This is a genomic window from Schaedlerella sp. (assembly GCF_056796775.1).
The window spans coordinates 1-15,032 of the sequence record NZ_JBQIKP010000057.1 but is presented as its reverse complement, the minus strand read 5'-3'; the positions used below and the strand labels follow the sequence as shown (position 1 = coordinate 15,032).

The following is a 15,032-nucleotide window of genomic DNA, read 5'->3' as shown; positions in this document are numbered from 1 at the left end:
GATAAACGCAAAAAAGCCGCCCGGTAACTGTCATCAGTCAGTCGCCGGACGGCTTAATGCGTTTTATGTATTCTGTGTTTTCCATGTTTCCAGAAGTGAAAAGATCACTTCCTCAATCTGCTTCGTAGTATAGGTCTGAGGGAAATACTGTTTCAGCCTGTCATTCTTTAATGTCACCTGCACAGGCGCGGGCCTCTCCTCCGTCAGGATGGCATCCACCACGTTCCTGTCCAGTTTCCCCTCCTGGCTGTACTTTTTCAGGCGTTTCGCCTGTTCCAGCGAAGGGACGGCCTGTAATTCCCCCATAACTTCCATAAGTTCCCCCTGCTGCTCCCGCGTCAGGTAGGACAGTTCCACGGCAGGGTTAAAGGGCAGTTTCTTATCGTCCACCATCTGGAGCAGTTCCGGGAGAAGTTCTGTCAGCCGGATAAAACGGTGGATGTTCCGGGCGCTGTCATTGGAATTTTCACTCAGCGCATCCACGCTGTACTTCTCGCCAAGTTGTCGAGAAGTGTCCTTTACGCCCTGATGCTTCAATGCGTCCAGCTTCATCTTATACGCCCATGCCTTTTCGCTGGGGAACAGGTTTTCCCTCTGGATGTTGCTGTCCACCATGAACAGTACCGCTTCATCATCATCCAGTTCCCGCACAATCACCGGCATAGTGGCTTTCCCTGCCAGTTCCGAAGCGTGCCTGCGCCTGTGCCCGGCAATCAGTTCATAGCCGCCCTCCGCACGGGGCCTTGCAATGCCGGGAACAAGGACGCCATGTATCTTTATGCTTTCCACCGTGTCCTGCATGGTTTCATCCTCCAACACCTTAAACGGGTGGCCTTTGAAGGGGAACAGTTCGGAAAGCGGGATTTCCTGCACGTTCCCGCTCCCTCCTGGCTCCAACGGGTTCCCACCGGAAAGCAGTTCTTCATAGGATGTCATCTGGATATTCTTTGCGCTGCTTCTCATCCCTCCATCACCTCTTTCGTCAGTGCGGCATACGCGTCCGATACTTTACCTGCGGGGTCATGGAGATAGATGCTCTTTCCCTCCGCACTGGTCTCCGCCGCCCGCACGGAAAGGGGGATAATGCTCTCAAATATCCGCAGTTTCCCGTCATAATTTATATGAAGGAGTTCCACAATATCCCTTGCATAATTGGTTCGCATGTCCGCCATTGTAACCAATATCCCCGATATGGAAAGGCGCGGGTTGATCTGCCGCCTCACTTTCGCAATCGTGCGGATAAGCTGCTCCAGCCCCTTTATAGACAGGTACTGTGCCTGGACGGGGATAATCACCTGATCCGCCGCCGCAAGCGCGTTGATGGTCAGCATACCAAGTGAAGGCATACAGTCCAGGATAATCACATCGTATTCCCCACGCACCGTATTCAGGTACTGCCGCAGGATAGTCTCCCGGCTCATGGTATTGACCAGCGTAACCTCCATGCCGGAAAGTTCAATGTTCGCAGGGAGCAGGTCTACGCCCTCCGCATGGTGGAGAATCCCGCTTCCGGGCGGAAGTGGCTCGTCCATGATTATCCCGCCCAGGATAGTCGCAAGCGTGGTCTCCATCTGGTCAGGCTGCTGATATCCCAGGCTGGCAGTCATGGAACCCTGCGAATCCACGTCCACAAGCAGGACGCGCCTGCCCTCACGGGCAAGTCCGACTCCGATACTGATGGAGCTTACCGTTTTGGCACAGCCCCCTTTCTGGTTACATAAACAGTAGATTGTCGCTCCCATACTCACACCGCCTTTCTCACCCGGACGGTCAGCCCGTCCAGACGTACATTCTTATGGCCTGCCAGATAATAGTCCTTTCCGTCATGCTCTACGCTCGTCCACACCCAATAAGGCACTTCCTGGTAATCGTCTTTCACCAGCGCCTCAATGCTGTTTCCACTGGTATAATAATAGCCGCTTTCTGTCTCGTACCTTCCGCTCCTGTTCTTATGCAGGCGGCTTGTCTCCATAACCGGGCGGGAAAGATATGCAATCCTGCCTGTCACATCCAATAGCTTCTCCATGATCTCCCGGAGTTCAGTCTGGAGGAAAAGCTGCTGCCCGTCCGCATAGTCAATAGACAGCCCGCTCAGATCATCGTAATCCTCATAAGTGGAAAGCCTCAGCAGGCTCCTGATGTTCCCATTCAGCTTTTGTGCTTCCTTTAATACCATGTTTAAATCTGCCATATTTACACCGCCTTCCCATCGCACATTCCGGCTCCTTCTTTCACAGCCGCAATCCCTTTCGGGTCAGACCATACCCGGCCTGTCCTCTCTACCACAAGTTTTCCATCCTGCAAGGTTACGGATATCCTGTCGCCAACGGTAAAACCCATATCACGAAGCCACTTTCCCTGCATCATAATCATCGGAACCGTAAGGTCTTTATCGTTCCCCCTTGCTCTGTAAACCGTCATTTCTCTTGATTTCATTCGTACCTCCTGTTAATATGGTTCAATAAGAAATAGGACTAAATCAGCCGTAGCAGACACGATACTTGTCCGCATGAAAAGCTAATTTAGTCCTACCTAAACTTAAAAATATTCAGTTATCACCCCTTTTAGGCACACTTTTAACAACACCACTCGGCTTTGTGGTATATTAGTGTCAAGTTGCTTGATTTTCGGTTTTCTGGTTAAAAACAGGCCCGTCCTTATCCAATTTTGCTGTTTTCACAGCAGTTTTTTCATAGGACTAAATCAGCGGAAACCCTTGATTTTACTGGCTCCTTGCTAACTTGACACTATATTACCATACGCCCCCACCTGCGGATTCGGATACTCTGTAAACCCCGGCAGCGCCCTCGCCCCGCGCCTAAGATACGCCTTCACCTTCTCCCCATACAGATACGGATCATTCCCTCTCACGATCCCCCACTCCATCATAAGCGCTGCCCCGCCTGATGCAAATGGTGTCGCAAAGGAGGTCCCGCTGAACGACGCATATCCGCCTCCTGCTGCTGTAGTAGTGATATCCACCCCGGGTGCTGCAATATCCGGTTTGATGATATTTTCCCCCCACCGTGAAAGAGAACCCCGGCCTGAAAAATCCGCATAGGCAAATGTCAGTCCGTTATACGCCCCTACGGATATCACACGCCTTGCTGTTGAAGGTATGGTAAGGGTCATATTGTCCGTTGGATATAAGAATCCCGTTCCCTGATTGAGCACCCCTTCACTTGGGAGCCACATCTGATATTCTCCGGACACGATGTCTCTGGGGATCAGCACGATCCGCCAGACGCCTCCGTTAATATAACTTTCACGGGGTATCATATCGATATAAATCTCCTGCGCCGTGCTGTAGGGACTTGGTTCACCATAATAAAGAAGGATCTCCGTCTGTCCTGCCACATACCTTTGAGGCCCCAGTATTTCCTGCACCGGTCCGATCCGGATTCCTGACGGTGATATGATGGAAATATCCACCACATCTACATACTCTTTCCATATCTGTACATTCAGTGACGGCTGGTTATCCTGAACGGCAAGTTCTATCACTGCCTCACCTTCATCCGTCAGACGTCCTGATATATGTCCTGCACTTACAGCCTCATTGCCGGTTCCAATACAGATACAGCTCTTCCACACATTTGATATATCGTCAATAAATCTTTCCAAAAGCGATGTTCCATCATGAGATCCAAAAGTATTTCCGAAACTTATATTAATCGCGACCGGCATCTGAAATTCAAGTGCCTTTCGGACAACATAATCAACACCCATCATAAGTTCTGTCGTCCGGGGGAATCCATCGCTTGACGGATTTCCAAGTTTTACGACTAAAAGTTCACTCTCCGGCGCCACGCCTGCATAGCGGCGGTAGTCTGCTTTGGCACCTCTCCCGTTTCCCGCCGCGATTCCTGCCACCGCAGTGCCATGACCAGACGTATCTTTAGTCGCTACCAGTCTCCCTCTCTCTGCCGGAGTCTGGGCCTTCAAAGCCTCATCTATCTTTTCTTTTGTATACTCCACTCCGATCTCATATCCTTTCGGTGCCGCCTCCCCCTCTCTCGGTCTTAAAGACTGATCCCAAAGAGAGCGTATCCTCGTCGTACCGTCAGCGTTGCAGAAATCAGCCAGCGTATAATCAATCCCTGAATCTATCACCGCAACGAAAACTCCCTGTCCAAACAAAGAAAAACGGCTATCCTGCACCGTATCGATACAAGATACCCGTCTTCCGTTTGCTGTTTGGAAAAACAGTCTTTTTGGTTTTTCCACATATTCAACCTGAGGCAGCGATGCCAGTTCACTGATACGGGATTCCCTTACCGTTATCACCGCATATTCGTTCATAAGTTCTATAACCTGTTCCGCTATCTCCCTCACCGGATCTAAGCTTCCTGAATACTTTATGATCAGTTCCCATGACTTTTCTATCGGATCATAACCGATATCAAGCTGCAAGGATTTCTCTCTCTCTTCCTCCGTGGCATCAAGTGCCAGATTTAAAATATTTTCAACCTTCTGACCTGTCAAAATATTGCTCCAGTACCTGTCATTGACATATCATATGACCATTATACATGTCTTATGCATCTATCAGTTCGTGCAGCACTGTGCCAGATACGGCGCCAGTCCTGCCGGTATGAAATACCCTCTTTCATGCTGGCATACCGGACATTTTGCAGGGACGTTTTTGCCATGATAGATATGCCCGCAATTTAAGCACATCCAGTCATTCTCCTCGCCACTTACATAAATTTTGCTGTTTTCAACAAGCTCCGCCAGCTTTCCAAACCGTTTCCCGTGTATTTCCTCAATTTTAGCAATTTCCCGGAAAGTATACGCCGCTTCGCTATAGCCTTCTTCCTCAGCAACCTTTGCAAACGCCGGATATACATCGTCAAATTCTTCCATTTCATTATGATGCGCTGACTTTAAAAGCTTCACCACATCATCAAAATGATCCACCGGATATCCTCCGTCAATGTGGATCGTTGTCCCGGACAAATCCTTTAACAGCCCATAAAATCTTTCCGCATGCGCTCTCTCCTGATCCGCTGTAAACAAAAAAATCTGGTTTAACGCATACATTCCCTGCTTTTTTGCCGCCTCGGCTGCTATCGTATAACGGTTCCTTGCCTGACTCTCCCCCGCAAATGCCCGCATCAGGTTCTCTCTTGTTCTGCTCTCTTTAAAATCAACAGCCATGTTACACACTCCTTCTCTTTTTCAGGTAGTATGTACCATGACTGCCATATTATACATATAATTCAGCAAATATTTTTTCCGGCCGCAATCTTTTCTACGCGCCCCTTGATATAATTGCCAAGACCGTACACTACATTGCTGATCACATATTCCCCGTCATTCACAAACACTTCTATAAGATTCGGTTCCGCAAATATATCCAGCTTATAATTTCCATATACTTTCGGCGTACTGCTTACCATACGGTGTCCTTCAATATCTCCAAACACACGGCTTCGGTCTGTTTTTATGAAATCCCTTTCCGCCCAGATCCTGAATCCCCCGATATCCAGAGTCTCTCCTTCCTCAAGAGTAACCTGAACACGATACGGCTCTTTATCAGGAATGGAAAGCTTCTGAAAGTCTTCCTTACCGGAAAGGAGCCTCTCTTTTGTCAGAATCTCTTTTTCAAAAAACTGATCCACTTGCGGATGCACACGGAAATAAATGTGATCATCTTCCAATTCCACAACTCTTGGAAGACACATCATTCCATTCCACGGTTTTTCTCCTTCCTGCTCCACTGCTTTTGGCATCCTCATCCATGCGATCATGACACGTCTCCCTGCCGCATCCAGATTAGTCTGGGGCGCATAAAGATCCAGCCCATAATCAATATACTGATAATTTCCGTGAAGGCTTAAGCTGCACGTCTCCGGTTTAAAATCAGCAGGCATACATATGGCATGATGCTCATAACCTCCCGCTTCCTCAGCAATATACATCGGTGAACCCATGAACACATACCGGCCATTCAACTTAAACATATCCGGGCATTCCAGCGATCTTCCAAACCTTTCATTACGGATCTGCGATACATAACTCCAGTTTTCACCGTCTTCGCTCTTATAAAAAAGCGCCCGCCCGACTTCACCTTTATATGTACTGCCGATAACCATATAAAAGACATCTCCGTCCTTCCATACTTTCGGATCCCTTGTGTCTTTATAATCCCCGATTTCTGTATCCTCTATCTTAGGAATGATAACCCGTTTCCCGCCGAAATTGTCAAAAACAAATCCATCTTCAGAGGATATCATAAGCTGTGCGGCATCATGATCCTTTGCATCCACGTGGATATTTTCCGCATTTATCTCATTGTAATGGATCCCTGTATAATACAGGTTCACTTTTCCGTTCCACTCTATGGCACTTCCAGAAAAACAGCCGTTTGAATCTTCATATATTGTAGGAAAAAGGGCTACCCCCACATGCTCCCAGCTTATAAGATCCTCGCTTACCGCATGTCCCCAGTGCATAGTTCCCCATACAGGAGCATAGGGAAAATACTGATAAAACAGATGATACCTGCCTTTATAATAGATAAATCCATTAGGATCATTGATCCAGTTACCCGGCGCTTTCAGATGTAATGTATTCTTTATCATGTCAATTTCCTGCCTGTCTCTAAATTCTTAAATCCAGTATAATGATAAAGAGGGTATTTTTCAATACCCTCTTTTGGCAATACGCAAATAATAACATTATTTCACGGCACCCGCCACAACACCGCCGATGATCTGTTTCTGCAGTGCAACGTACAGAACCAGTATCGGAATTACGCACAGCAAAAGCCCCGCCATAATCGTACCGTAATCTGCAGAGTAAGTTCCGTAGAAGCTGTAAGTAGAAAGAGGAAGTGTTAACAGCTTCTTATCTGTCAGTACAAGCGACGGCAAAAGGAAATCATTCCAGAATGCCAGCGAATTTAAAATTACCATTGTGGAAATAATCGGCTTCAAAAGCGGCAGCACGATCTTAAAAAATGTCTGTGAATGCGTACACCCATCTATATAAGCGGCTTCTTCAAGCGCCAGCGGCACATTTCCCTTGATAAATCCGTGGAACATGAACACTGACATAGCCATCGAAAAACCGGTATGTAAAAAGATCAATGTAATTCTATGGTTCAGAAGGTTAAGCGTTCCTCCGTAAATGCTTACAAGAGGGATCATGATAGCCTGAAACGGGATGATCATAGAGGCCACCATCAATCCGAATGTAAGCTTAGAGATTCCGTTATTGTGGCGAACGATATAATACGCCAGCATTGCAGCCAGAAGCGTTACCAGCACTGTCGCAGACACAGTTACGATCAGTGAATTTTTAAACGCGTTCAGAAAGTCCATCTGGGTATATGCTTTTACAAAGTTGTCAAAGGAAAGACCTTTGATGGTAAACAGCCATGAAAACGGGCTTTTGATAATATCCCTCTTCTGCTTCAGAGAATTGATCACTACCATGATAAATGGGAACATATATGCAAGGAAGATGATGATAAGTCCTGCCATTGCAAGCATATTTGCCACTTTCCTTTTTGTTCCTCCGATTGATGTCTGTTTCATTACGCTTCCACCTCCTGTCTCTTTGTCAGGTATACCTGAACTCCGCTGATACATGCTACAATGACAAATAAGATCAATGCCTCAGACTGGCCGACTCCAAACTGTCTTGATGTAAATGCCTTTTCATATACGTGCATTGCCGCCATCTCTGTCGTACCGTAAGGCGCCCCTGCCGTTAACGACAGATTGACATCGTATACCATAAATGCCCTTGATAATGTAAGGAACAGACAGATTGTAATGGATGACATCATAAGCGGCATGATAATACTCTTTAACTTTACGAATCCGGAAGCCCCATCAATGCTGGCCGCCTCCATGACATCCTCAGAAAGCCCCATAAAGCCCGCTACATAGATCAAGATCATATAGCCGGACAACTGCCATACAGACACAACTACCAGAGCGATGAACGCGTTTGTCGGATCAGACAGCCACGATACCTCAAAAAGTTTCCATCCGGTGCTCTCTCCGATACTTACGAATACTCTGGAAAATACAAACTGCCAGATATATCCAAGTACGATACCGCCGATCAGGTTTGGAGTAAAAAAGCCCGCGCGGAAAAAATTCTCTCCCTTCATGCCCCTCGTCAGCAGATATGCTATGGCAAACGCAAGCACATTTACGATGATAACAACAAATATTACATATTTAAATGTCAGAAGCAGGGATGTCCAAAATCCGGTATCTTTTATCACACCTCCAAAGTTTTTAAATCCGACAAAATTTTTAACCGCGGCGACACCGTTCCAGTCTGTCAGTGTCAGATATACACCATAGATAAACGGGATGATCACAACTGCAAAGAAGCAAAACATACCCGGTAATGCAAACATGCAGAAATCTTTTCCATTATTTTTTGATCTCATATCCTGCTCCTCCTTATTCCTGCTCATTCCAGTAATCCTGAATGGATTCCATCAGTTCCCCGCGGTCACTTCTGCCTGCAAGGTATTTCTGCATTGCAGCTCCAAGCACCGCCCAGTGGTCATTCGGTACGATCACCGACGCGCTGAATGCTTTTTGTTCATGTACTTTTTTATAAATATCCCTGCTTAAGGGGTCGGCCGGCTCATACGGATTATTCTGAAACGGCGGTATAATATTGCAGGTCTTTACAAGCATCTGCTGCCCGATCTCACTGTATACGATCCAGTTTAAGAACTGCCTTCCCGCTGCCTGTTCTTTTTCAGTAGCAACCTGCCGGTCAACCATCACCTGTTTTGACGGCGCGCCCTGAATCATCTGATTCGCAAAATCATCCTTGTCATTATTCATAAAATACGGAAGAAAGCCATACTCATCCGTCTCCTTGGCTCCCGCTTCCGAAAGGTTCGGCCATGCCCAGTTTCCGTTGAACCAGAACGCCGTCTTGCCATCCGCAAGGTCGATAGCCATCTCGTCATAATCTGCTCCTAAAGGGTCGCCCTTTGCCACGTTATACTCTTTCAGCACATCAAAGATATCTAAAAATTCAGACATTCTTTTATACGCGCTAAGATCCATCTTTCCTGCCTTGATTTCCTCCACTACCTTTTGCGCACCCTCTGATGTTCCGTCATAAGTCTCGTAAATATACTGGAGATGATGGGCTCCTAAAGACCAGTCCTCCTTTGCCATGGATACCGGTTTTTCAATTCCCGCTTCCACCAGCCTGTCAAGAAATGCCTGAAACTCATCCAGTGTAGTAATAGAAGCCGGATCAAAAGTTTCGCCCAGAGCCTTTTCAATTACTGACTTATTATAAATAATCCCGCGTCCTTCAATACATAACGGAAAGCTGTAGATCTTGCCATTAATTGTTGTGGTATACCCTTCTGCCTGCGAAACCCAGTTTTCATTCGTCATATCGACCGCCTTTTCTTCTGCCAGCGCAATAACATCCGTTGTGTCCAGAATCGCGATGGTAGGCGGATTGCCTGAATTGTACAGGCTTATCATCTTTGTGTAGGGTGAATCGTCACTGACCGGCATGACTTCTATATGAACACCGGACTTCTTCTCATACTCCGCCCCCATCTCCTCTAATGCGACCTGAATCTCCGCTTTCGTATTAAGAAGCGTGATATTCGTCCCGTCAAGGGAAGAGTCATATTCAAAGGTATCTGTCGATGTATCGATAGGTTCCTTCTTATCTTCCGCGTTCGGGTCATCCGGGTCACTGGCAAATCCGAATCTGCATCCGGTCAGCATCGTTGTCATCAATACCACGGTCAACATTACTGAGACAAGTCTTGCCATGACTTTCTTTCTCATGAATCATTCCTCCTTTTTTCTTAACCGGTAAAGTAACCGGTTACTTTTGATATTTTTATTCTAACACTGAAAATAATTTACGTCAATTATCAAAAACATCTTTGTGAAATATGTCTGATTTCATATAATAGAATTTGTATATATTATACAAAACCGGTTACTTAACCGATTACTCATTGCTTACAAACCTCTCTTCTGATATAATGACAGCATTGAATAACAATGAAAAGAGGCAGACATGACACCAAAAAAGAGCATCACTTTCAATGACATCGCAAAGTACACACATTTTTCCAAGACAACCATTTCCAGATATTTTAACAATCCCGATTCTCTCACTCTTGAGAACCAGGAAATCATCGCGAAAGCTCTCGTTGATCTGGACTATAAAGAAAATAAAGTAGCACGCATCCTTGCTAACGGAAAGACAGAATTTATCGGCATCATCATTCCAAATCTGTCTCTCCACTATTATTCCGAGATGTTAGACAAGATTCTGTCCACCTACGAACAATTCGGCTACAAATTCCTGGTCTTCATCGGCAATGAGAATGAAGAGACTGAGCGGCAGTATATTAAAGAACTCCTCGCCTATAAGATTGAAGGTCTGATCATATTAAGCCATACGATTCCTTCAAAAGAACTTCACACCCTTAATCTCCCCATTGTCACCATAGAGCGGGAAGACCAGTATGTATGCAGTGTGAACACAGACAACTATATGGGCGGTTATCAGGCCACCAGCCTTCTTTTCAGATCAGGCTGCGATATTCTGGTACACATCAATTCTCCTGCAGATAAAGCGGTTCCTGCATATGGGCGTATCGAAGGTTTTTTAGATCTGTGCAGTGAAAAGCAGCTTCCCCATGAGATCATCTTAAAAGAAATGGGAAGTACTTATGAATCCATTCAGGAGCATTTAAGCACAGTCCTTGACGATCTGAATCACAGATACACCGGAAAGAAAAAGGGGGTTTTTCTGTCCAACGATACACAGGCAAATGTATTTTTAAACCTTCTCATAAGAAAATACGGTGCTCTTCCAGACGATTACCTGATTATTGGCTTCGATAACTCCCCTATTTCCAGAGAAGCGGTAATGCCTATCAGCACCATTGGCCAGCAGATTGATAAGATTGCCTATGAAGCAGTCAGCCTTCTTGTGGAGCAGATGAATGAGCGAAAAAAAAGAAGGCCGGTCTCATTAAAAGAACCGGTCCACAAGGTCATTACACCTATATTGATAAGGCGGGATACTACTGAGAAAATGTAACTTTAAGTTCCACTCTCTTTCTCAGGTAATACAGCAGTTGAACCAGCAAGTATTTCTATATATTTTTCACGATAATTATATGATTTTAATACAATTTTAATTTATTTGTGTCAAAATACATATAGTATTTATATATTTGAAATAAACAGAAAATGTTTGATTTCTATCAAAGGAGGTAAGTTATGAAAAGAGCAAAACAGATTTTTCTGTCAATCATGGCAGCAGTACTTGTAATAACAGGCAGCTTTGGTACGACTGCTCTGGCAGACGGAAGAAGACCAAAAAAAGTATCTATTTCCAAGTCATCTATGAAAGTAATACAGGGAAAAGAATTTGAAATAAAAGCAAAGATGACTCCCAGAAGGTCAGATGATGATTATCTTAGATGGCAGATCATCTCAGGGAAAAAATATGTAAAATTCGAAGATAACGACCGCGATGGCGATGATATGGACTTTGTAGCAGTAAAGCCGGGAAAAGCAAAGATACGCTGCTATGTTGTTGGAAAAAACAAGAAAAAATACGGCGATGTAATTACTGTGACTGTTAAAAAAAGGCCTGCGGATTATTCATTGAGAAAAGTGGGCAGCTCTAAAAAAATTGAAGAAGTCTATGATGATTTTGATCTTGAAGTAAAAAAAGGCCACTCCATCAAAAACAGCGAGCTGAAATGGACGATCAAAGATAAAAGCATTGTTGGCTTTGAAAGCAGACGCAGGACCGGCCGCGAAGTAGAATTTGTAGCCAAGAAAACTGGTACTACCAAAATCACCTGTACCTGTACCAATAAAAAAGCAAAAACAAAAAAGATCACCTATACGGTCAAAGTCGTTGCAGACGATGATGATGATGATTACGATTATGATGACGATTATTACTATGACTAACAGCTGATGTGACACGGGACACAGTTTTAACACTGTGTCCCGTCTTTAATGCCCTGGTTACGCGATACCGCAGATCTTTTAATCGCATGTTCTGAATATCATTTTAATTAAATCCAATAATCCTTCTTGCGACTGAGTATGCCAATGAAGAAATCCTGCGTCCCGGTCTGCCCGGGATATTCATAGTCTGCCCCAGTATCCCGTACCGGATCCTCAGATAAGTCTTTAAATCTTTTTTCTTAAGATATTTCCAAAGCTCCCTCTTTTTTTCCAGATTTTCCTGTTTCTTTGAACGAATCAAAAGAATAGATGAAACTGTCATCATGATTGCCAGATAATTCACCATATAATGCCTGAGCTTTCTGCTTTCAATATCACGGAGCTGATACATATCAATCATAGTCTTCGTCACAAAAATCTGCTGATCCACTCTGGAGATCATAACTTTTTCATTAACTGACTGATCCTCCCTGCCAATAAAATAACGATAGAAATCTACATCCATATAATAAATCTTGCGTACATTGGGAAGCGGATAATATACATAAATATTATCCACATAAAAAGTATGCTTCGGCAATGTCATCTGGCTGAGCTTGATCATAGACGTACGGTAGATCACTGAATGCATCAGTATATACTGATCCAGACGGAAACGCCCGATCTCATCCCATGTAAAAATCCGGTTCTGGGGCAGTACATTCCGGTAATGAATACATTTCTTATGTGCTGCGCCAACTTTTTCATAGACATAATTAGAAACCAACATATCAATCTCTTTATCTTCCTTCTCCAACTCCTTCAAAAATGAAAGAATCCGAAGCAATGCCTCTTCGTTAACCCAGTCATCACTGTCAACTACTTTAAAATATTTTCCGGTTGCATTGGCAAGTCCTGAATTAACTGCATCTCCATGTCCTCCGTTTTCCTTATCCACCACCTTGACGATATCCGGATATTTTTCTTTATATTCCTGAGCTATCTGTAACGTCCCATCCTTTGACCCATCATTAACGATAATAATCTCAACATCTTCGCCTCCTGAAAGAATGCTTTCAATCGCGCGTGACATATAGTCCTGCGAATTATATGATGGAATCGCAAATGAAATGTATTTCATCTTATTCTCCTCCTATTGTTATTCAATGCTACTTAGTATAAAGCATTCATTCATATTTTCCAACTTATTTTTTTTAAAAGGATAAAAAAAGTAAATATCCAATTGTAAAATTCCCGAATATCCGATATAGTTATTGTAAATGGAGGAATGATATATGAAGAAAAACATAATTGTCGGACAATCCGGCGGTCCAACAGCAGTAATCAACGGAAGTCTTTACGGTGTTGTATCGGAAGGACTCAAACATCCAGAGACAGGACATGTATATGGCATGGTCAACGGAATCGAAGGATTCTTACATGACCACTATATGGATATCGGCGCTCTTGATACCACCAATGAGCTGGAACTTGTGAGAACAACACCTGGAGCTTATCTCGGATCCTGCCGTTATAAACTCCCGGAGGATTTAAATGACCCTGTATATCCAGAGTTATTTAAAAAATTTGATGATAAGGACATCGGCTATTTCTTCTACATAGGAGGAAATGATTCTATGGATACGGTTAGCAAGCTCTCCCGCTATGCCGAAACAATAAAAAGTGATATCCGTTTTATCGGTGTTCCAAAGACCATTGACAACGACCTGGTAGTGACAGACCATACTCCCGGCTATGGAAGCGCAGCAAAATATGTTGCTACCGTTGTCAGGGAGATTGCTACTGATGCCACTGTCTACGATAATAAACAGTCTGTAACGATCGTAGAGATCATGGGGCGCCACGCAGGATGGCTCACTGCCGCGAGTATGCTCGCGCGCAAATTTGAGGGTGATAATCCGGTACTGATATACCTTCCTGAAGTTGCTTTCAATCAGGAGACATTTGTTGAAAAGGTAAAAGAGTGTTTAAAGACTACTCCAAACCTTGTAGTATGCATCTCTGAAGGTATCAATGACGGTAACGGTACATTCATCTGTGAATATGCCAGCGATGTAGGGGTTGACAACTTCGGCCATAAGATGCTGACCGGTTCCGGAAAATATCTGGAAAATCTTGTCAAAGAAAAGATCGGTGTAAAGGTACGTTCCATAGAGCTGAACGTATGCCAGCGCTGTTCCTGCGCGCACCTGTCCAGAGTAGACCTTGATGAGGCTGTAAATGCCGGCATCTATGCTGTGCATGCCGCACTGGAAGGCGAGACCGGAAAAATGATCACCTTTATCAGAAATAAAAGCGTACCATATGAATTATCTTACGGCACCGCAGATGTGAATATTATCTGCAACAAAGAAAAGCCTGTTCCGGAAGAGTGGATCATTAATGAAGGTTCTGATATCAGCGATGCCTTTATTGATTACGCAAGACCTTTAACACAAGGATATGTAGAACTGCCTACTAAGAACGGAATCCCTCTGTTTGCATATCGCAGATAAAGGAAATATAAGAATTTCATAACAGGGAGGATACATGTTAACAGTTTGTTCACTTATCTTTCAAAATTCTTTTACTCCTTTAACATTGTTTCTTCATAGCTGATTCGTATAATAATATCATCAGAAGAAAACAACGACGTAATCATAGTAGCACACTATTTTGAATAAACTTTTTCATAATACATGCCGGGCACTGCGAAAGCGGTGACCCGGCATCCTCCCTTTCTATGGGGCTTTGTGGTGATGATGTTATCGGTGTTTTAGATTCGCCGCACAGTTTACACCACTTTTTACACCACTTCTTTTTCTTTCCCATTCCACTAAAACAAATCTGAAATTTTTCTCATCTCTTCAGACCTTGTATCCGGAAGTACATGAGAATATAAGTCCATTGTCATAGCCAGGCTGCTGTGACCTAATATACTTTTTAAAACCTGTGGCTGCATACCATTTTCTATGCATCTGGTTGCAAAAGTGTGCCGTTACGGTATAATAACGACAAACGGAAAAAGCCTTTATTTTCAAGGGGTTTGAGCGTTTGCCGTCATTTATTCAATTCCTTTTCCAAGTTGAA

At 44.3% G+C, this 15,032-nt stretch carries 14 protein-coding genes and 1 pseudogene; 3 read left to right on the top strand and 12 right to left on the bottom strand.

The window, feature by feature from the left end:
• Window positions 1–63: 63 nt before the first annotated feature.
• From ACTOY7_RS18635 to ACTOY7_RS18590, 10 genes are all read right to left on the bottom strand, one after another.
• On the bottom strand, window positions 64–963 hold the full coding sequence (locus ACTOY7_RS18635) for a ParB/RepB/Spo0J family partition protein (RefSeq protein ID WP_482672741.1): 900 nt from the start codon (window positions 961–963) through the stop codon (window positions 64–66).
• Window positions 960–1,742 (bottom strand): ParA family protein, encoded by a 783-nt coding sequence (locus ACTOY7_RS18630; protein WP_482672740.1) that lies wholly within the window; start codon window positions 1,740–1,742, stop codon window positions 960–962. The genes ACTOY7_RS18635 and ACTOY7_RS18630 overlap by 4 nt, the downstream gene beginning before the upstream one ends.
• 2 nt (window positions 1,743–1,744) lie before the next feature.
• A complete protein-coding gene (locus ACTOY7_RS18625) occupies window positions 1,745–2,191 on the bottom strand; it encodes a DUF5348 domain-containing protein (protein ID WP_482672739.1) in 447 nt (148 codons plus the stop codon).
• A gap of 2 nt (window positions 2,192–2,193) precedes the next feature.
• Window positions 2,194–2,436: a SymE family type I addiction module toxin gene (locus tag ACTOY7_RS18620; RefSeq protein ID WP_482672738.1), complete on the bottom strand. Its 243-nt coding sequence runs from the start codon at window positions 2,434–2,436 to the stop codon at window positions 2,194–2,196.
• A 300-nt stretch (window positions 2,437–2,736) separates the two neighbouring features.
• On the bottom strand, window positions 2,737–4,485 hold the full coding sequence (locus ACTOY7_RS18615; protein ID WP_482672737.1) for a S8 family peptidase: 1,749 nt from the start codon (window positions 4,483–4,485) through the stop codon (window positions 2,737–2,739).
• Window positions 4,486–4,548: 63 nt separating this feature from the next.
• Window positions 4,549–5,160 carry a rubrerythrin gene (gene rbr / locus ACTOY7_RS18610; RefSeq protein ID WP_482672736.1) on the bottom strand — a complete coding sequence of 204 codons (612 nt, stop codon included), beginning with the start codon at window positions 5,158–5,160 and terminating at the stop codon, window positions 4,549–4,551.
• A 62-nt stretch (window positions 5,161–5,222) separates the two neighbouring features.
• Window positions 5,223–6,587: a glycoside hydrolase family 32 protein gene (locus ACTOY7_RS18605; protein ID WP_482672735.1), complete on the bottom strand. Its 1,365-nt coding sequence runs from the start codon at window positions 6,585–6,587 to the stop codon at window positions 5,223–5,225.
• A 96-nt stretch (window positions 6,588–6,683) separates the two neighbouring features.
• Entirely contained in the window at window positions 6,684–7,544 is an 861-nt protein-coding gene (locus tag ACTOY7_RS18600) for a carbohydrate ABC transporter permease (RefSeq protein WP_482672734.1), read from the bottom strand.
• A complete protein-coding gene (locus tag ACTOY7_RS18595; RefSeq protein WP_482672733.1) occupies window positions 7,544–8,416 on the bottom strand; it encodes a carbohydrate ABC transporter permease in 873 nt (290 codons plus the stop codon). Before ACTOY7_RS18595 ends, ACTOY7_RS18600 begins: the two co-directional genes overlap by 1 nt.
• 13 nt (window positions 8,417–8,429) lie before the next feature.
• Window positions 8,430–9,803 carry an ABC transporter substrate-binding protein gene (locus tag ACTOY7_RS18590; protein ID WP_482672732.1) on the bottom strand — a complete coding sequence of 458 codons (1,374 nt, stop codon included), beginning with the start codon at window positions 9,801–9,803 and terminating at the stop codon, window positions 8,430–8,432.
• Between the two features lie 238 nt (window positions 9,804–10,041).
• Here ACTOY7_RS18590 and ACTOY7_RS18585 point away from each other — a divergent pair, with 238 nt between their 5' ends.
• Complete coding sequence (locus ACTOY7_RS18585; RefSeq protein ID WP_482672731.1) at window positions 10,042–11,076, top strand: LacI family DNA-binding transcriptional regulator; 1,035 nt, start codon at window positions 10,042–10,044, stop codon at window positions 11,074–11,076.
• A gap of 182 nt (window positions 11,077–11,258) precedes the next feature.
• Window positions 11,259–11,963 (top strand): hypothetical protein, encoded by a 705-nt coding sequence (locus ACTOY7_RS18580; RefSeq protein WP_482672730.1) that lies wholly within the window; start codon window positions 11,259–11,261, stop codon window positions 11,961–11,963.
• A gap of 103 nt (window positions 11,964–12,066) precedes the next feature.
• On the opposite strand, the gene ACTOY7_RS18575 is transcribed toward ACTOY7_RS18580, so the two are convergent.
• The gene (locus ACTOY7_RS18575; RefSeq protein WP_482672729.1) at window positions 12,067–13,083 is read right to left on the bottom strand and encodes a glycosyltransferase family 2 protein; all 1,017 of its coding nucleotides are present in this window, start codon (window positions 13,081–13,083) and stop codon (window positions 12,067–12,069) included.
• 154 nt (window positions 13,084–13,237) lie between these two features.
• Between ACTOY7_RS18575 and ACTOY7_RS18570 the strand changes: the two genes are divergently transcribed.
• Window positions 13,238–14,458, top strand: coding sequence for a 6-phosphofructokinase (locus tag ACTOY7_RS18570; protein ID WP_482672728.1), 1,221 nt, complete (start codon window positions 13,238–13,240; stop codon window positions 14,456–14,458).
• Between the two features lie 320 nt (window positions 14,459–14,778).
• Here the strand turns inward: ACTOY7_RS18570 and ACTOY7_RS18565 are convergent.
• Window positions 14,779–14,928, bottom strand: a pseudogene (locus tag ACTOY7_RS18565) (tyrosine-type recombinase/integrase); the annotation flags it as partial.
• Window positions 14,929–15,032 lie beyond the last annotated feature (104 nt).